Below are 18,744 nucleotides of genomic sequence, written 5' to 3' on the forward strand. Positions count from 1 at the left end.
AAAAGCTTTTTCAACGGGCGTCAACCACCCGTGGGTGTTTATTATAGGGTGGTAACGGCAAGCGGTGCACAGGACTGGCGGATATGAAGCTGCGTTTCCTTCACAACCCTGCGGGGTGGGAGCATCGGATCGATGAGACGGTCGAGCAGAAGCCGGGCGGCGTTCTCACCGATCGTCACCGGGCCGGTGGAGACGGACGTGAGGCGCGGACGCATCACCTCGGCTTCCGCCACGTCATCGAAACCGACCAGCGAAAAATTCTCACCCACTTCCCGCCCGAGGTCGTGAAGCCCGGCTGACAGGCCGAGCGCCACGACGTCGTTGAAACAGATGACCGCCGTCGGCTCTTCTCCCTTGTCGAAGAGCAAGTGAGCCGAAGCGGGAATTCTTGCCGTCTGGTATGGAACCCGGATGATCATGCCCGGATCGAAACCGCGTGAGACCATGGCCTCGCGGAAGCCTTCGATACGCTCCAGATAGGCTGAATGGACCGGCCCGTGGACAGCAAAGGCAATCTTGCGATGGCCGAGGGACGCAAGGTAATCCACCGCCTGCCGCATGCCTGCGGCATAATCCACCCCGGCATAATCGACATCTTCCGAAACATGACGAAGCACCTGCACAAGCGGCAGGTTCCATTCACCGACACGTTCGACGAATTCCGGCGCAGTATCCGCCGCCGGGCAGAGAATGACGCCGTCGACGCCGTGTTCGCGCATGCGGCGCATGACCATGTCCTGCCGTTCGACAAGATCGCCGCTGTTTGCCAGGATCACGACCATGCCGGCTGAATCGATCACGGCCTCGATGCCGGACAGGAGTTCCGCAAAGAACGGATTGGTGAGATTCGGGACGACCACGCCGACCGTGTGGCTGCGTTCCGCACGAAGCCGCGCCGCCCCCATATTGTAGACATAGCCGAGCTCTCGCATCGCGGCTTCGACGCGTACCCGCGTTTCAGCCCCGACCAGCGGGCTCTTGCGGATCACGAGCGAAGCGGTGGCGCGCGAGACATTGGCATGCCGCGCCACATCGAGAAGCGTGACACGGCTTTTCTTTCGGTCGTCAGATGGCATGAACTTCACTTAGCAGAGGTGACGGGAACCCGGATAGGGCTCTTTTCTTATAATCCGACCTCGGGATAGCGCCGGTCAAGCCATCCGGATTTCGTGATCGGCTCAGGAGATGACAGGCACTACGCCACCGCCTATAAGTGGAGAAGAAAAATCATGTAAAGGAGATCCAATGCTTCAGGCGACTGCCGCCGTGAAAACCGAACAGGGTTCGAAATATCTCCAGCAGCTCTGCAAACATTTCGCCCACAAGATCGAGGTAAGCTTTACCCCGACACACGGCGAATGCACGTTTGCGATGGGCAAGGGCATTCTCGATGCGGATGACGCGAGCCTGACGGTGACGGCCACCGCGCCCGACGAGGAGCAGCTCTCGCGGACAAAAGAGGTAATCGAATCCCATCTGGTCCGCTTCGCGTTTCGCGAAGAACTGGCTCCACTTGTCTGGAACCAGGCCATAGCCGCCTGATCAGGCTCGCCCGTCCTGCTGTGCCGCCGAAAGCCCTTCCATCTCGATCAGGAAGGAGAATTCGTTCCCGAGACCGGGTGCAAAGGCGACCACCGGCCCGCCGCGGTGAAGCAGCCGGTCGAGCGGCGGCACGGCGACTGTCGCGCCGGCTTCCTTTGCGATCAGTGCGCCGGCCAGCATGTCCCAGGCCGAGAGGTGCCGCTCGTAATAGAGGTCCGAAATGCCTTCCGCGACACGGATGAGGCCGATCGCCGCCGCCCCCATTCGGCGGTAATCGATGCCGCGCTCGTAGAGCCGGCGCGAGACGGAGAGGTAATCCTCAAAATCGGTACGGCGCGAGTGGCCGAGAACAGCGATTGCCTGGGCCGGGTCCACAGTCTTCGCGGCTGCGATCGGCTGGCCTTCCTTGAAGGCGCCCTCCCCGCGGATCGCGTGGAACACCTTGTCCTGCGCTGCATCGTAGATGGCGCCGATCAGGATCTCGCTGCCGGCAACGAAGGCGATCGACACGCCCCAATGGCGGAAGCCGCGAATGAAATTCGTCGTGCCGTCGATCGGATCGACCACCCAGGTCCCCCTCTCGCCGGATTGCCCGCCCCCCTCCTCTCCCATGAAGGCATCCTCGGGAAAGGCCGCCAGCAGGGCGTTGCGGATCGCCTCTTCCGAGCGGCGGTCGGCGATCGTCACGAAATCCTGCGGTCCCTTGTTCTCGATTCCCAACGCATCCGGCAGCGCCTCCTGCCGAAATCGAGCTGTATCTTGGCCGACCTGCCGCGCGATCGCGGCGGCCGCCTCGCATCGAGCCCGAAGAGATGAACTCTCGAATTGCAATGACATTTTTATGCACTTCTTCTCTTAATCAGCGTCACGGGGGTGAATTCCACCCGCGCGACGGCATCCGGTTCGGACATGCGGCTGGTGAGCAGGTCGATCACCTGTTCCGCCTGCACGTCACAGGGCTGCTGGAACGTGGTGAGTTCATAGGCGCTCCAGCTTGCCTGGGGAATGTCGTCGTGGCCGATGACCTTGACCGATCCGTCGCCCCGGCCCGCCTTGGCGAGCCCGTCGAGCACGCCGCAGGCCATGTAGTCGTTGACGGAGAAGACGCCGTCTATGCCCATGTCCAGCAGCTTTTCCGCCGCCTCGTGGCCGTGCCGGTAATCGTTGATCGCAACCGGGATCAGTGGCGCCTCGATTCCAAGGCCTGTGCAGCGGCTCTGGAAAGCCTCGGCGCGACGGCGCGATGAGTAGGAGACCGCCTTGCCGGCAATCACGGCGAGCCTCTTCGCGCCGGTTTCGATAAGATGATCGACGGCCGTGTAACCCGACATACGATCGTCGGAAACCACTCGATCGACGAAGGGGAAGTCCTCACCCTTGTTGATTAGGACGATCGGCACGCCTTCGACTGCACATTCCTCGAAGATATGGGATGGCGGCGCGTCGGAGGTGACGATGACGCCGGAGACGGAGTAATGCAGCAACTGCCCGATAACGGTCGCACTATCGGCCTCCTTCGAGGTCGGCAGCAGGATCGGTCGATAGTTGCGGGCGATCAGCGCGCGAGCCAGATGTTCGAGCTGCTGGGTACGGTACGGGTTGTCGAGCCCCGCGGCGACAAGGCCCACGAAATCGGACCGCTTGTTGGTCAGACTGCGGGCGAGATAATTCACCCGGTAGCCGAGCTCCTTGGCCGCCTGATAGACCTTCTGCCGGGTCTTTTCCGAGACGCTGGCATCGGGTGTGAAGGCGCGCGACACGGCGGCACGGGAAACGCCCGCCGCGCGCGCCACGTCAAAGGACGTGACGCGGCGGGGCTCGCGGGAAAGGCCGTTTCCTTCCTTCGGGCGCATCAGGTCCGGCAGGTCGGTGCAGATGCCGAGGACTGGCAGCGCCATGATGTCCTTCAGTACATCCGGCCGTTCCTCGTGCCAGAGCACCAGTTCCTTACCATCGGCGAAGGCTCTTTCGATCAGTTCCCGGGTGACGAATTCCTGCGGTGAGTCGCTCGCGCGCTCCCAGCAGAGATGCAGGATATCGGCGCCGGACTGCTCGCCGAGCGCATGCGGATCAACTCCGACGCGGACGAGTACCGAGAGCGGATAGTTGCAGCCCATGTCGCGCAGCTCGCGCACCTGGGCGACATCGAAGGAACCGAGGCAGGCGAAACGCTGCCCCATCTCCTTCAGGTGCCGCCAGCAGAGCGGGCCGGTGCCCGGTCGCTTGAGTTCGATATAAAGCCCGCAGCCGGTCTCGCGGCCGAGGGCTGCCACTTCCTCGAAGCTCGGCACGTCGGGAATCGCTTCGCGCAGATCCCCGAAGGTCATCTTCGAAATGTGAAGGTCCTTCTGGAAGACGCGTTCCAGATGATCGTCATGGGAGACGACCACGACGCCGTCGGCGGTCATCTGTGTGTCGAGTTCCCACATCTCGGCGCCGAGTTCGGCAGCCCGGCGGAAGGCGGCGAGTGTGTTTTCCCGCTCGTGACCGCTCGCACCGCGATGGCCGATGCAGAAAGGCAATTTCCCCCTGTTTTCCGGCCAGTCGAACTTGTGGAAAAGGGCGCTGAAATCCCGCATGATCAGAGCCTCCGGCCGTCTTCGGCGAAGACGAGAGCCGCCTTGCTGTCGAGGCTCCAGCGCACGCTGTCTCCGGGCCTCACGTCGTTGCGCGCCGGCTGGATCGAGCGCAGCACGGAACCATCCGGCAGCACGACGTCATAGAGGTTTTCGCGGCCTTGCGTTTCCGCAAAGGTCACCTTGCCTTCGATCGGCACGTCACCGGCAATGCCGAAATGCTCGGGGCGGATGCCGAGCGTCAGTGCCGTACCATCCGGGATGCCGGAAAGGGCCGCGAGCGGCAGCTTCAGGCCACCGTCATCCAGCGCAAAAGCCCCCTGCTGCACCCTGCCCTTGAGGAAGGAGATCGGCGGATTGCCGAGAAACCCCGCGACGAAGGCCGTGCGCGGGTCGTTGTACATTTCCGATGGCGTGGCGATCTGGACGATCTCACCCGCCTTCATGATGGCGATCCGATCGCACATGGACATGGCCTCCACCTGGTCGTGGGTGACGAGAACGGCGGTAATGCCCGTCTCCAGCTGGATGCGGCGGATTTCCGAACGCATTTCGAGACGCAGCTTCGCGTCGAGATTGGCGAGCGGTTCATCGAGGAGAAGCACGTCGGGGCGACGGATCAGGGCGCGGGCGAGCGCCACACGTTGCTGCTGGCCGCCCGACAATTGGCCCGGACGCCGCTCCAGCAGTTCGGAGATGTGGGTCAGCTTGGCGATAGCCCGCACTTCCTTGTCGATGTCCGCCTTCCGATCGTTGCGGACTGTGAGCGGAAACGCGATGTTTTCATAAACCGTCATATGCGGATAGAGCGCGTAGTTCTGGAACACGACGCCGACATTCCGCTTCTGGCTCGGCAGGGTGCTGACGTCGCGATCGCCGAACAGGATCTGTCCCCCGTCGATGCGATGAATGCCGCAGATCGCAAACAGCGTGGTGGACTTGCCGCAGCCGGACGGGCCGAGCAGTGCCAGCATCTCCCCGCCGTTGACGGTGAGGTTCATATTTTCGATGACGGGCGTGTCATCGAATTTCTTGGTGAAATTGCGGATCGAGATCTGCATTAGCCTTTGGTGCCTCCGCCGAAGATATTCATGAGCCGGTTCTGGAAGACGATGAAGAGCGCAAGGATTGGCAGCGTGTAGAACAGCCCGACCGACTTGAAGATGTTGAAGTTGTAGGTACTGGAATTCGGATCCGACACCGTGTTGAGATACACGGACAAAACCTCGAAATCGCTGGAAGGTGCGAGAATGCGGGGCAGCATGTATTCGCTCCAGCCATCGATGAAGGCGAAGATCGCCAGAGACAGAAGCCCGGGCCTGACCTGTGGCAGGATCAGCCGCCGCCAGACGGTAAAGCGGCTGGCGCCGTCCTGCACGCCGGCCATTTCGATTTCCCAGGGAACCGCATCGTAGAAGCCTTTCATGATCCAGATGCCGAAAGGCAGCATGAGGCTGGACTTCACCAGGACGACGCCGATCAACGAATTGTAGAGACCGGCGAACTGCAGGACCAGGAAGACGCCGATGATCAGTGTGACCGACGGGAAGGCATGCATGACCAGGATGCCGGAGAGCAGGAAGCGCCGGAACGGCAAAGCGAGCCGTGACAATGCATAACCAGCGGTCGCCGAAACACTGACAACAATCACCACCATGCTGATGGCGAAGAGAAAGGTCGTCAGCGTCGGTTTCCATACATCGCCGGTGATCGTCGGGTCGATCAGGAAGCGCCAGTGCTGCAGCGTAAATTCATTGGGCAGGATGGAGCCAACCGGCGCATTGGTGAATGTATCGATGACCAGGAAGAGATACATCACCACGAGCGGCAGGCTGAGCACCAGGAGAATGAGGATGATCGGCCAGGCGGCGAAATTGCGTGTCATGCCCCGGCCCCCTAGAACTCGATCTTCGGCTTCGACATCATGTCGTCAAAGCGGAACAGACGCAGGTAGACGATGGAAAGAACCAGCCCGACGGTCACCAGAGCCAGCGCCATGGCAGCGCCGAGGCCGTACTGCAGGTTGCCGGTATAGTTGTTGAGCGCGGTATTGAAGGCCTCCAGCGCCCAGACCGTCGTGGTGCTGCCCGGGCCACCGTTCGTCGTCAGCCAGATTTCCTGATAGGAAGACAGCAGCGACAGCGTCTGATAGCTGGTGACGAACAGGATCGGCCAGCGCATCTGAGGCAGGATGATATGGCGGATCTGCTGCCAGCGGCTGGCGCCGTCCACCTCGCTTGCCCATAGTTGCTGCACCGGAATGGCCTTCAGCGACCCGGAAAACAGGATCATCCCGAAGGAGGCGCCGATGAACCCGTTGGCGAGGATCACGACCGTCCAGGCGCTGGGCACCGATCCTTTCATGTAGTTGAAGGCGGGCAGGCCAAGCTCGCGGGCGATATTAAAGACGAAGCCGCCATCCCAGGTGAACCATTTCCACAGGACGGCGTAGAGGACGACCGGCGTGATGCGCGGCAAAAGCCACAGCACGCTGAAAAAGCCAGCCCCCACCGGCGGAAGATAAAATGTCGTGATAGCCAGGAACAGGCCGACCAGCACATTGAAGGCCAGCGTCAGCGTCACGTAGAAGGCCGTGTTCACGACGATGCGCCAGGTATCCGGGGTGGTAACGAGCTTGATGAAGTTACCCGTCGTCCAAGTCCAGCCGGTATAACTCGCTTCCGCAATCCGGCCGATCGCGTCGCCGGACGGATGATCCAGCACCTCAGACAGCGCGGCCTCGATGTCGCTGCGGCTCTCGTAGCGGATGTTGAGCACGGACTGTTCGAACGCGCCGGCAGCGACCTTCAGGTCGCGCACGCGCGTCGGGCGGGACGGCAACCCCTTCAGCTCGCGTTCGAACTCGACCGCACTGGCAAAGATGCGGCCCTTCAGCCTGGCCTCGATCTCGGAAAGCAGCTTCGGATCGACATTGGCGGCTCGCGCCCTGTCGAGGCCCTGCTGATCGACCGCATAACTGGATCGCCCCAGCGCATCGACAGTCAGCGGATCCAGACCCTGTTCTGCGAGCGAGCGGATGAGATTGCCGGTGACGATGTAGGAGCCGCCGGTGATCCCCGTGGCGGTGCTCATATTGGTAAAGGCGAACACGCTGGTTAGCACCACCGGCAGGAAGAAGAAGCCGAACAGCAGGATCAGCGCCGGAGCCAGAAAGGCCAGGCCGAGAAGATTTATCTTGAAAACCCGAGGAGAACGCATGAACCACCGGAAGCGAAAGACCAGCCGGACTGGCACGAGGCCTGTCCGGCTGGTGACGGGTTAGCGGATGACGATCTTGTCGCCGAGGGCATTGCGGACTTCCGTCTCGACGGCCTTGACCGCGTCGGCGACGGAGGAGGTCTTCGTCCAGGAGGCCTCGAGCCCCTTGTACATCGCCTTCCAGTAGAGGCCGAAATCGGGATCGTTCGGGATGGAATTCGTGTGCGGCAGCAAGTCCTTGGTGGCAAGCGTCGCCCAACGATCGTTAGCGTAGAGCGGTACGGAGGCTTCCGCTTCGCCGATGGCCAGGTGACCGGACTTCACTGCATGCAGGGCGTTCAAGCGCGGCTCCGAGGCGATGGAGATCAGCTCGGCCGAAATCGCGGCATCGTCGTCCGTTCCGGCAGTCGACAGCAGATAGACGAGCGGATGAGTGACGGAATTGGCATGGCCGCGCTCGTTGCCGGCGGGAATCAGGCTATACTGGATCTGGCCGAAAAAGTCCTTCAGGCCCCACTTGCTTTCCCATTCCGCCTTGTGCCAGGTGCCGCCGTGCCAGGCGCCCGCCTTGTCGTGGGCAACGGCGTCGTGCCAAGTGTCCCAGGCCATGCCGAGATAGGTCGAGGGCACGACGCCCTTGTCGACGGCATCGACGAAGAACTGGTACATGTCCGTCAGCGCCTGCCGGTCGAGCAACAGCTTGCCGCTGTCCTTGTCGGTCATTTCGCCGCCGAAGCTCTGGTAGAACTGCCAGTAGTCGGTACCGTTGCTCGGGCGCGGCATGAAGCCCTTGCCCTTTTCCACGACGCCCTGGTCCTGCATTTTCTTCACGTCGTCGAGCATGGTGTAGAGCGTGTACTCGCCGCTCTCGACCTTGGCCGGCAGGGCCTCGATCTGTCCGTCCGTGTAGCCGATCGCCTTCAGATGCGGCTTTGAGAAGAAGAAGGGGCGAGCCTCGGCGTCCTGCGGGATGCCCCACAGGCGGCCGTCGAAAGTCGCAACCTCCAGCAGGTTCGGATAGATCTGGCTGAGTGGCCAGGCTTCGAGATCGACATAGTCTTCGACCGGACGCAGCAGACCGGATTTCGACCAGGTGCCGATGTCCTCGTGGCCGGAAACGATGATGTTCGGCGCGGTCTTGGATTCGGCGGCCAGTGTCACCGCCTGCTTGAAGTCGTCCCAGCCGGCCCATGTCTGGCCCTCGACGGTGATCTTCAGCTCTTCGCCGCGTACGGCAGCCTCACGCTGCATCAGATCGGCAGCCATTTTTATATTGTCGATGCGGTAGTCGGCGGTCGGCCCGGTGCCACCGGCCCATACCTTGATGGTGACATCCCTGGCGGATGCGAAAACAGCGGTCGAAGCAAGCAGCACGGCTGCGAGCGTGGCGGATTTCAGGATCGGAAGAACAGTCATCGGTTAACTCCCCGAAGAGTGAATTGGCTGCCTCCCCAGGCCCCAAGCGACCGGTCGTCCCTGGGTCTGAAGAAGCGCTGAAGATCGTCACAACGAGGCCGGTTTAGAGGCGCCTCATAACACCCGGATGACAAAATGTACGCGTGTGCAAAATTTCCTTCGGGGAGTTGTGCTGTCTCCATCTGCACGCAGCACGAATGCCCGCTGCGGAGGAAAACTCCGCAGCGGCCTGATCCATGTGGGATGGGCAGGCAGTCGGTATCAGGTGGTATTGATGTCAGGCTTGTCCGCCTGCCCGATCGCTTTGGCTTTTCCGGAGACGCGGTTTCCGGGATTGAAACCTCGTCTTCCGGCGGTTGGCGCCCTGACGGCGCGTCCCCTGCCCTGAAACGACCATCACCGGACGCCGGATTCTCCCCGTGGATGAACCGGTTCGCGACCCGGCCCCTGCCCGATGACACCGTCAGGATAAATGCCGGAAATCGGACGTGGACGAAGCAGAGCTGTTCAAGGAGCCTTCCTCTTGAAATCAGAGGAGGATTTCTTTTTTACCTGCCGGATGCGTCCCCGCAAAAGCCTGAGGAAGGACATGTTGCGGTTCGGCGGCTCCGGCATCGTCAGCGCGCGGCATGGGGTGCTTTGCCCCGGATCGTATTCTGCATGGTGCTCATTGCAGGCCAAACAGTTTCACGGCGTTGTCGCGGAAAATGGCGGAACGTTCTGCCGGCGTCAGCGGCACTTTGAAGGCATAGCGCGGATCATCGAAATCCCAGTGCGGATAGTCTGTCGAGAACATCAGCCGATCCACACCGATCCAGCGCAGGATGTCGAGAAGATGCCGGTTGTTTTCCGGCTCCTCGATCGGCTGCGTCGTGTACCAGAAATTCTCGCGCACGTACTCCGACGGCTTGCGCTTCACATGCGGCACCTCGCTCTTCATGCGCTTCCATTCACGGTCGAGACGCCAGACGAGCGACGGCAGCCACGAGAACCCACCTTCGACGAGTACGATCTTCAGCTTCGGGAACTGTTCGAACACGCCTTCGAGGATCATGCTGGTCAGCACGGTCTGAAGGCTGTTGGAAGCCGCATAGTGCTCCTCCAGATAGAATGAGGTCCAGCCGGACGGTGTGTTCGGGCGGTAACCGAAGGCGCTGGTATGGAGGCCGATCGGCAGGCCGTAATGCTCGGCCACCTCATAGATCGGCCAGTATCGGCGGCGGCCGCATGGCTCCATCGTGCGCGGCGGCATGGCGATCTGCGCGAAACGGCGGTCGGTGACGCGCCGGTCGATCTCGGCGACGGCTTCCTTCGCATCTTCCTGGGCGATGCAGATGGAGGCTTTCAGGCGTGGCTCCGGCCCCGCCCATTTGTCGATCTGCCAGTCGTTCAAGGCTGCACATAGCGCCGCGCCGAGCTCCTGATTGAAGGCCATGCTGCCGGCGGCGAGCGGCTGCAGGATGCCGTAGTCGATATTGCACTGGTCGAGCAGCTGCTCCTGCAGGAAGGCGAGGTCGGAAGCCGGCGGACCGCCGTTCGGTGGCCAGGAATCCCGGCGCATGCCGTTTCCCGGCGTCATGCGCGGATAGGGCAGCGTGCCGTAGAGCGGGTTTGCCGAGCGAACGGCATAATCGCGTATATGGGTCTTCCAACGTTCGGGTAGATAGTCGGTGAGTTGATCCGGCCGGGAAAAGGCCGGATGCACGTCGCAGTCCACCACGCCAAGCGCCTGTGTCTTGTCTTCGGCTCGTTCGAGTACGGGAGTTTCCATTATCAATCTCCAAGCCTCGGATATGTAGCAAGAACGTTGTCGCGGAGAATTTTGTTCAGCTTGGCTTCCGGCAGGCCCTCCGGCAACACGTCCATTCCTTCGTAATGCCAGTGCGGGTAGTCCGAGGAAAACAGCAGCATATCATCGCTCAGCAGATGGTCGAGCGATTTGGCCACGTCCCCGATATCGTCCGGCCCGTCAAAAGGCTGCGATGTCATACGGACATGCCTGCGGATAATATCGCCGGGAGCATCCTTGACCCACGGCACCTCGATGCGCGTGCCGCGCCAATCCTTGCCCATGCGCCACATCAGGGCCGGCATCCAGGTGACGCCGGATTCGATCAGCACCGTCTTCAGGTTCGGATATTTGGTGAAGACCCCTTCGGCTATCAGGCTCGCGACCTGGGTCGAAAAGCCCTGCGGCTGCACGACATGGTCTTCGATCAGGAAGGAATGGAAGCCGCTGTGACTTGGCGCATGGCGGAAATTCGAGCCCGCGTGAATGCCGATCGGAAGCCCGTGCCTTTCAGCCGCCTCGTAGATCGGCCAGTAGGTGCGGCGGCCGAGCGGAAGCTCGGTCATCGCAAGCGTGAGGATCTGCACGAAGCGCCTGTCGCCGGCCCTGCGTTCGATCTCCTCGACAGCGGCTTCGACATTCTGGAACGGCACCAGCATGGATGCCCTCAGCCGGTGGTCACGGTCGAGCCACTTGTCGGCGAGCCAGTCGTTGGTGGCACGGCAGATCGCGGCCGCAAGATAGGGGTCGAAGAGCGCATGCGCGCCTGAAACCACATTGAGGATGGCGCATTCGAGGCCGAGCGGATCGAGCAGGTTCTTCTGCATCTGCGTGAGCGGATCGTCGGTCCACTCCCAGCCGGGCCGCATGTAGGGGCGGGTGCGCTCCGGATAGCCCATCAGCTCCAGCACGTCGACTTCGCGCGACGTGACGATCTCTGTCCAATAGTCGTCGAGATAGGGAAGCAGGTCCGCGCGGCGCGGCGTCGGAGGATGTACGTCGCAGTCGATCGCGCCGGCAGTCTGTATTCTGGACATGTTCATGCTGCCTGCACTCCCGTTCTTTCTTCGCGGATGAAATCCGCCGCCTTCTCGGCAATCATGACAGTCGGGGCCTGGGTGTTGCCTGATACGATGGCGGGCATGATCGAGGCATCGACGACGCGCAGGCCGGAGAGACCGTGGACCCGCAGCCGGTCATCCACCACCGCCATACGGTCGCGGCCCATCTTGCAGGTGCCAACGGGGTGGAAGGTGGTGTTGACGGTCCGGCGCGCATAGTCGAGCAGTTCGTCGCGCGACTGCACAGCAGCAGTCGGCAGGATTTCTTCCGGCTCGAAACGATCCATGGCCGAGCTGGCGACGATGCGCCGGACCGCCTCGACCGAGCGTATGGCAATCTCCCGATCCGCCTCCTCCTTGAGGAAATTATGCAGGATGCGCGGCTGGACCGAAGGATCCCTATCCGCGACATGGCAATGGCCACGACTCTCGGGCCTGAGGATGCATACCGAAGAGGTGATACCCGGAAACGGATGCATCGCGCCGCCGAAACTCGGCGACGTGGAACCGGAAACGTGGATCTGGATGTCGGGAGCCGGCGCATCCGGCGAAGTCTTGATGAAGGCGCCGAGCAGCGTCGGCGAACCGCCGAGCGGTCCCCTCTTTGTCGCAAGATACTGCATGCCGAGCAGCATCCGGCCGAGGCGCGTCCCGCCACGGGTATTGAGCGTATGAGTGTTGTGGAGGCGATGCTGCACCCGGATATGCCAGTGGTCCTGCAGATTTTCGCCGACGCCCGGCAGGCCGTGCAGCACCTCGATGCCGGCGTCTGACAGCACGTCCGGCGCACCGACACCCGATCGCTCGAGTATGGCCGGAGAACCATAGGCTCCCGCCGACAAAATGACTTCCCGCCCGGCCTTCGCCTCCTGGCTCTGTCCATCGATGCTGAAGATGATGCCGCTCGCCCGCTTGCCGTCGAAGGTCACGCGGTCGACGAGCGCATTGGTGACGACGGTCAGGTTGCGGCGATGGCGAATCGGCTGGAGAAAGGCCCGCGCGGTGGAGTGACGCACCCCGTTCTTGATGGTGGCGACGAAGAAGGCGACACCTTCGTTGTCGCCGGAATTGTAGTCGTCCGAAGCCGGAATACCCTGCTCGATCGCCGCCTGGCGATAGGCGACCAAGGCTTCCCACCGCACGTTGGGATCGGAAACCGACCATTCTCCTTCGGTGCCGTGCGCCTCCGAACCCGGGTGATGGAACGCTTCGGAACGCTTGAAATATGGCAATACGCTCTCCCACGACCAGCCGCGATTGCCGAGTTGCGCCCACTGATTGTAGTCGTAGGCATGGCCGCGCACATAGATCAGGCCGTTGATGGCGGAACTGCCGCCGAGCATCTTCCCGCGCGGCAAGGGCATCCGGCGCCCATCGAGATAGGGCTCGGGCTCGCCCTTGTAGAGCCAGTCGTATTGCGGCCTGCCGATCAGGAAGGCGAGACCGAGCGGCATGTCGACATAGAAGCCACGCCCCTCGCCGCCGCCTTCGATCATCAGCACCTCGACTGACGGATCGGCCGACAAGCGGTTGGCGAGCACGCAGCCTGCAGTGCCGCCGCCCATCATGATATAGTCGTAGGTCCGGGAACGCTCGAACGCGCCCATGCTTCACTCCTCCATTTCCTGCGACCGGCAATGCCATCGCAGCCTCCCGTATAATCATGGCACACGGCCCAGCCGGAAGGAAGCTGTTTGCGGCAAAACTTCACGCAAAAAGTATACACAGGAAAGGTCCTGCTGTAGATTTCCCTCGGCAGGGGTGCTGCACAGCCGGAGGAGGAAGCCGGCTAGGCGACAATAATGTATGCACGCATGCCTGCCTGACCATCTATCTATTTCATCAATCTGTTTCATGGGGAGGAGCCCAGGAGATGAGCAAGCAGCAGGACGCAAGGTCGTCCATCATCAACGGCAGCGGGATCAATCGAAGGACGCTTCTTGCGTCCAGTGCAGTGCTGGGCGGCGCGATGCTGTTGCCCGTACGGGCGCTCGCTCAAGCGTCGCAGCCCAGCCCCGGCGGCACGCTGCGCATTGCGATGCCGTTCAATCCGGCCGCACTCGACCCGATAACCGGGCGCAACGTCCCGGACTTCAATGCGCTTTATGCGATTTTCGATGCGCTGATCGCGTTTGATCCGGCCACGCTCGAACTCAAGCCGATGCTGGCGAAGGACTGGACCTTCACCGATCCTACGACGCTGGTGTTCAACCTCGTCGACGGTGTGAAGTTTCACGACGGAACGCCGTTCACCGCCGAAGCCGTGAAGTTCAATCTCGACCGTTCGATGAACGATCCGCGCTCCAACGTGAAGTCGGACCTGGTTTCGGTCGCATCAGTGGCAGCCACCGGCTCGGGCCAGGTGACGATAAAGCTCAAGCAGCCGAACTACTCGCTGCCGACCATCCTGACGGGGCGCGTCGGCTGCATCGTGTCACCCGCCTCCATCCAGGCTGCAGCCAACGGCAATGTCGACCGCAATCCTGTGGGCACCGGACCGTTCAGGTTCGTTGAATGGCAGGACAATACGCTCATCAAGGTCGCCCGGAACCCCGACTACTGGCAGAAGGGCCTGCCCTATCTCGACGGCATCGACTTCCGCATCATCAACGAGCTGAACACGGCCGCCCGCACGGTGACTGCCGGCGAGACCGACCTTGCGCTCAACATGGCCGCGCAGCAGATCGCGACCGCACGCCGGATGCCGGATCTCACCGCCGAAGCTAATCCTTCGATGATCTTCTTCACGCTGATGATGAACTTCGCCAAGCCGCCGCTCAACGACATCAGGGTCCGGCAGGCGATGAACTACGCCATCAATCGGGAGGAACTGAACAAGGTTCTGATGCTTGGCCTGGGTGAGCCGACCTCGACCATGTTCCCGAAGGATTTCTGGGCAGTCGATGCCGGCACGGCGAATTTCTACCAGCACGATCCGGAGAAGGCCCGCAAACTGCTGGCGGAGGCCGGATATCCGAACGGCCTCGAAGTCGAAACCTGGAGCTGGCCGGACCAGACGTCAATCCAACGTCTCGAACTGGTCGGCAACCAGCTTTCGCAGGTCGGCATCCGCCTCAAGGTCACGCCCTCGCCTCCTCAGGTGGTGAACCAGTTCTTCTATATCGAGGGCAAGGGTTCGATGATCCTAAATCCGCAGGGCGGTTGGCTCGATCCGAGCCAGACCTATGAGCGGCTTTTCGGTGCGAGCGGTCAGTTCAACGCCGGCAAAGTGGAAGATCCGCAGTTCCGCAAACTCTTGGACGCGACAGGCGCCTCGGCCGATGCCGGAGAGCGCAAGGCGGCCTTCGCCGCTCTGCAGCGCTTCGTCGTGGAGCAGGCGCTGCACCTGCCGCTGGTGACGTCGGCCGCCATGTCGATCCGCAACAAGAAGGTCAAGGACTGGCACTACGACCGACTGCATTCTCCGCGGTTCCACCGCGTATGGCTTGACCAGAACGCCTGATCTCGATGCGGCAGCAGCCAGCAACAGTGAACGGGCCGGTCGCAAGCCCGGGCCGTTTCGTGTCTGGCCTTAGCGGGAACGTTCACCGCCGCTTGATCGTCGGGTCGAGAAGCACGCGGATCGACTCGCCGAGCGTGTTGAAGGCGAGCGCCGTGAACAGGATGGCGAAACCCGGCGCATACATCTGCGCCGGCGCCACTTCCACATAGTGATAGGCACGCGCCAACATACCGCCCCAGCTCGACTCCGGCGGCTGGACGCCGAGCGAGAGGAAGCTCAGGCCCGCTTCCGCCAGGAGCGCCACCGCCAGCATCAGGGTGATCTCGACGATCACAGGCTGGATCGCATTGGGCAGGATATGGCGGAGGATCAGGTGCAGGCGCGACGCGCCGAAGCCAGTTGCCGCCTCCACGTAGAGCGCGTTCTTCACCACCAGGGTCTGCGCCCGCATCGTCCGGGCGAGCACTGGCGCGAAGGCGAAGCCGACCGCGATCATCGCATTGGTAAGACCGATGCCGAGCGCGCCGGTGACCGCAACGGCGAGCACGATCGGCGGAAAAGCCAGGACGCCGTCGATGACGCGGCTGCCGAGCTCGTCGATCCAGCCGCCGACGAAGCCGATGAAAACCCCGAGCGGAACACCGATCGCAACCCCGATGCCGACGGCAAGGCTTGCGGCGTAGAGCGCGTTGTAGGAGCCGTACATCAGTCGGCTCAGCGTGTCCCGGCCGAGGTCGTCCGTGCCGAGCCAATGTTCGGCGCTCGGCGGCATCAGGAGATCCATCAGGTTCTGCTCGTTGGGCGGATAGGGCGCTACCAGCGGCGCGAAGATCGCGGCCAATACCAGAAGCGAAAGATAGAGAAGGCTTATCAGCGCGCGCTTGTCGGACCAAAGCCACGCCCAGAAGCGGAAGCGGTTGGGGGGCGGAAGGGTCGACCGGGTTGCCGGTTCGGCACGGCTTTCAGTGATCGCAGTCATGTTCGTATCGGTCATGTCGAAGCCGCCACTCTGGGATCAAAGGTCGCGTTCAGCACATCGACCAGAAGGTTGGTGAAGATCACCACCAGCACGAGCACGAGCGCCACGCCCTGCACGACGGGGAAATCCTTGTTAAGCGCCGAATAGCTGATGAGATTGCCGACACCGGGCACGGCGAAGACCGCTTCGATGATGACGGCGCTGGAAAACAGCCGGTTCACCTGCAGGCCGGCAATGGTCAGCATCGTTGCCGACACGTTTCGAAGCCCGTGCTTCCACAGGATCGAGCGCGAACTGAGTCCCTTGGCGCGCAGGGTGCGGATATATTGCGAGCCGAGCACTTCGAGCAGCGCACTGCGGACCTGCCTCGCCAGGACGGCAACGACGCCGGTCGAGAGCGCCACCGCCGGAAGGGTCGCATAGTAGAGAGCTTCCAGCGGCTTTTCGAACAAGGAAACCGCACCCGTGGCGGGAAACCAGCGATAACCAAGCGAAAACAGCGTGACCAGAATGATACCGAGCCAGAAATTGGGAACGGCGACACCGAGCGAGGCGACGCTGGTAATGATCTTGTCGAGGGTGGTGCCCTGGCGCGTGGCGGCGAGAATGCCGAGCGGGATGCCGATCAATGCGCCCAGGACCAGCGCATAGACGACCAGCAGGATCGTATGCGGCAAGCGCGCCAAGATCAGCCGCAGAACCTCTTCGTTAGAGAAGAGCGAGTGGCCGAGATCACCCTGCAAAACGCTCCCCAGCCAGGCGAAATACTGCACGAGCATCGGTCGGTCGAAGCCGTAGATGTGGCGGATTTCCGCTATACGTTCGGCCGTCGCGTAATCGCCCGCAATCATGACGGCCGGATCGCCCGGCATCAGATAGACGAGGGAAAACACCACGAAGGTCGCCACGATCATCACGGGCAAAAGCTGCATCAGCCTTCGCGCAACCATCCCGAGGACACCGTCCATCATTTACACTCCGTCGATCCGCAATTGACGCCGATGCGGAGCGGGCCTGCAACCCGCTCCGTCCAGGTTTCGCGCAACACCCCGAAGCGGCCACCGCGTGGGGATGTCGTATTGCCGAGGTTCACGCCTCCATCCATACTTTATGGAAGCGCGGGCGCTGCAACAGGCTGAAATTGAAGCCGTGTACCTTCGGCGTGCGTACGATGATGCCGGCGGACGAGAACTGCGGCAGGTGAAGTGCATTCTCCAGTACGAAACGCTGCATCTTGTAGAGAACCTGCTGGCGTTTCGCGTTGTCGAACGTGCTCATGGCCTCATCCATCAGTTCACGATAGCCCGGCAATTCGGTCTTGGCCGCGTTGCGGTAGGCCGTCGCGGAAAACTGACGATCGTAGGCGGTTGCCGGGTCGGGAAGGCCGCCCGTCGGGGTCAGCAGCATGTGACCCTTTTTCTCCGTCAGAAAATACTGCATCGTCTGCGCCGGCTGCGCCGGGGTGACCTTCAGCCGGATGCCTGCCTCGGCAAGCTGGGCACTCAGAACCTCCTGGCGCTGGACTGCGGCCTGGTCCGCCCAGGTGAACGTGTCGAACTGGATGCCGTTTGCGAAACCCGCTTCCTTCAGGAGAGACTTCGCGCGGTCGAGATCCTTCGTATAGAAGTTTTCAGTCGCGGGATCATTGGCCCAGAAGCCCGACGGGAACATGCTGCAATGCCCGCCGCCCAGGCCGCCCCAGAGGACCTTGTTCAACACCGGCCGGTCGAGCGCCCAGTTCATTGCCTGACGAACGCGTACGTCCGCCAGCGGTCCCTGGCCATAGTTCAGGAAGGCCGTGTAGTAGATCATCGACGGCGTGGCTTCAGCGACCAGGTTAGGGTCGCGCTTGGCCACGGCCATCTGCTGTGCGCTCATGTTGAGGACGATGTCGGACTCGCCTGCCGTCACCGTGCGGACAGCCGTGTTGAACTCGTTGACGATGCGGACATCGATCCCGTCCAGATAAGGCGCGTCTCCCCAATAGTTCGAGTTCTTCGTAACCTTGATGATCGTGTTGTCCTGCCATTCCACGAACTTGAACGGTCCGGTGCCGACCGGCGCGCGGTCGACGTTGCCGTCAGCCGCGGCCTTGACCGAAGCAGGCGACACGACAAGACCGGCGCGGTCGGTCAGGACCGAGGGGAGCGTGGCATCCGGATACTTCAGCGCGATCGAAACCTGGTACGGGCCGGTGGCCTCGACCTGCTTGACGACCGCAAGATCCGATTTCACGTTCGAACGATCGTATTCCATACCGCGCTTGAGGTGGAAGACGACCGCTTCGGCGTTGAACGGCGTGCCGTCGTGGAACTCGACGCCCTGGCGAAGTTCCAGAACCAGCGTGGTGGGATCCGTGAACTTCCACGACGTCGCCAGCATCGGCTGAAGTTCGAGCGTTTGCGGATCGAAGCCGATCAGCGCGTCGAACATCATCAAAAGAGTATTGAAATCGGGGTTGTTGCGGCCCGTCAGCGGATCGAGCGCGGCGGGGTTGAACGGGATTACGGCCCTGAGCGTTCCGCCCGACCTCGGCTGCGCTTCCTGAGCGCGCGCCATTGCCGGCAACAGGGCCAGGCCGCCTGCGGCGGCTGTTCCGGCCAACAGCGAGCGGCGGGTAAGATCCGGCATCTTTCCAAATAGACTAGTGGTCACGTCTTCTCCTCCATCATCCATGACCGGCCGTGCTTGGCCACTAC

15 protein-coding genes and 1 pseudogene are annotated in these 18,744 nt (G+C 62.0%); 2 read left to right on the forward strand and 14 right to left on the reverse strand.

Features of this window, described 5'->3' with window-relative positions; translation table 11 throughout:
* Window positions 1-41 precede the first annotated feature (41 nt).
* Window positions 42-1,076, reverse strand: coding sequence for a LacI family DNA-binding transcriptional regulator (locus tag ABK249_RS27435; RefSeq protein WP_037145434.1), 1,035 nt, complete (start codon window positions 1,074-1,076; stop codon window positions 42-44).
* A 169-nt stretch (window positions 1,077-1,245) separates the two neighbouring features.
* On the opposite strand from ABK249_RS27435, the gene ABK249_RS27440 reads away from it, so the two are divergent.
* On the forward strand, window positions 1,246-1,542 hold the full coding sequence (locus ABK249_RS27440; RefSeq protein ID WP_227705791.1) for a DUF2218 domain-containing protein: 297 nt from the start codon (window positions 1,246-1,248) through the stop codon (window positions 1,540-1,542).
* On the opposite strand, the gene ABK249_RS27445 is transcribed toward ABK249_RS27440, so the two are convergent.
* The 10 genes and pseudogenes from ABK249_RS27445 to ABK249_RS27490 form a co-directional block, all read right to left on the reverse strand.
* On the reverse strand, window positions 1,543-2,379 hold the full coding sequence (locus ABK249_RS27445; protein WP_348864614.1) for an inositol monophosphatase family protein: 837 nt from the start codon (window positions 2,377-2,379) through the stop codon (window positions 1,543-1,545).
* Window positions 2,380-2,381: 2 nt separating this feature from the next.
* The gene (locus tag ABK249_RS27450; RefSeq protein WP_037146018.1) at window positions 2,382-3,395 is read right to left on the reverse strand and encodes a LacI family DNA-binding transcriptional regulator; all 1,014 of its coding nucleotides are present in this window, start codon (window positions 3,393-3,395) and stop codon (window positions 2,382-2,384) included.
* Window positions 3,378-4,124, reverse strand: a pseudogene (locus tag ABK249_RS27455) (glycerophosphodiester phosphodiesterase); the annotation flags it as partial. The gene ABK249_RS27450 and the pseudogene ABK249_RS27455, both read right to left, overlap by 18 nt.
* Window positions 4,124-5,179, reverse strand: a complete 1,056-nt coding sequence (locus tag ABK249_RS27460; protein ID WP_037145428.1) for an ABC transporter ATP-binding protein — start codon at window positions 5,177-5,179, stop codon at window positions 4,124-4,126. The pseudogene ABK249_RS27455 and the gene ABK249_RS27460, both read right to left, overlap by 1 nt.
* On the reverse strand, window positions 5,179-6,003 hold the full coding sequence (locus ABK249_RS27465; RefSeq protein WP_227705789.1) for a carbohydrate ABC transporter permease: 825 nt from the start codon (window positions 6,001-6,003) through the stop codon (window positions 5,179-5,181). Before ABK249_RS27465 ends, ABK249_RS27460 begins: the two co-directional genes overlap by 1 nt.
* Before the next feature lie 11 nt (window positions 6,004-6,014).
* Window positions 6,015-7,337, reverse strand: a complete 1,323-nt coding sequence (locus ABK249_RS27470) for a carbohydrate ABC transporter permease (protein WP_348864615.1) — start codon at window positions 7,335-7,337, stop codon at window positions 6,015-6,017.
* Window positions 7,338-7,397: 60 nt separating this feature from the next.
* Window positions 7,398-8,753, reverse strand: a complete 1,356-nt coding sequence (locus ABK249_RS27475) for an ABC transporter substrate-binding protein (RefSeq protein WP_348864616.1) — start codon at window positions 8,751-8,753, stop codon at window positions 7,398-7,400.
* A 667-nt stretch (window positions 8,754-9,420) separates the two neighbouring features.
* Window positions 9,421-10,524: an amidohydrolase family protein gene (locus ABK249_RS27480; protein WP_348864617.1), complete on the reverse strand. Its 1,104-nt coding sequence runs from the start codon at window positions 10,522-10,524 to the stop codon at window positions 9,421-9,423.
* 2 nt (window positions 10,525-10,526) lie between these two features.
* Window positions 10,527-11,585, reverse strand: a complete 1,059-nt coding sequence (locus tag ABK249_RS27485) for an amidohydrolase family protein (protein WP_348864618.1) — start codon at window positions 11,583-11,585, stop codon at window positions 10,527-10,529.
* Window positions 11,582-13,210: a GMC family oxidoreductase gene (locus ABK249_RS27490; protein WP_348864619.1), complete on the reverse strand. Its 1,629-nt coding sequence runs from the start codon at window positions 13,208-13,210 to the stop codon at window positions 11,582-11,584. Before ABK249_RS27490 ends, ABK249_RS27485 begins: the two co-directional genes overlap by 4 nt.
* A 266-nt stretch (window positions 13,211-13,476) precedes the next feature.
* Between ABK249_RS27490 and ABK249_RS27495 the strand changes: the two genes are divergently transcribed.
* Window positions 13,477-15,066, forward strand: a complete 1,590-nt coding sequence (locus tag ABK249_RS27495) for an ABC transporter substrate-binding protein (protein WP_348864620.1) — start codon at window positions 13,477-13,479, stop codon at window positions 15,064-15,066.
* Between the two features lie 82 nt (window positions 15,067-15,148).
* Here the strand turns inward: ABK249_RS27495 and ABK249_RS27500 are convergent, their stop codons facing one another.
* The 3 genes from ABK249_RS27500 to ABK249_RS27510 all read right to left on the reverse strand — a co-directional run bounded on the left by ABK249_RS27500 (window position 15,149) and on the right by ABK249_RS27510 (window position 18,700).
* Complete coding sequence (locus ABK249_RS27500; RefSeq protein WP_348864621.1) at window positions 15,149-16,060, reverse strand: ABC transporter permease; 912 nt, start codon at window positions 16,058-16,060, stop codon at window positions 15,149-15,151.
* Entirely contained in the window at window positions 16,057-17,016 is a 960-nt protein-coding gene (locus tag ABK249_RS27505; RefSeq protein WP_348864622.1) for an ABC transporter permease, read from the reverse strand. Before ABK249_RS27505 ends, ABK249_RS27500 begins: the two co-directional genes overlap by 4 nt.
* 118 nt (window positions 17,017-17,134) lie before the next feature.
* On the reverse strand, window positions 17,135-18,700 hold the full coding sequence (locus ABK249_RS27510) for an ABC transporter substrate-binding protein (protein ID WP_348864623.1): 1,566 nt from the start codon (window positions 18,698-18,700) through the stop codon (window positions 17,135-17,137).
* Window positions 18,701-18,744: the final 44 nt, after the last annotated feature.

The organism is Neorhizobium phenanthreniclasticum, assembly GCF_040066075.1.
Classification (GTDB): domain Bacteria; phylum Pseudomonadota; class Alphaproteobacteria; order Rhizobiales; family Rhizobiaceae; genus Neorhizobium; species Neorhizobium petrolearium.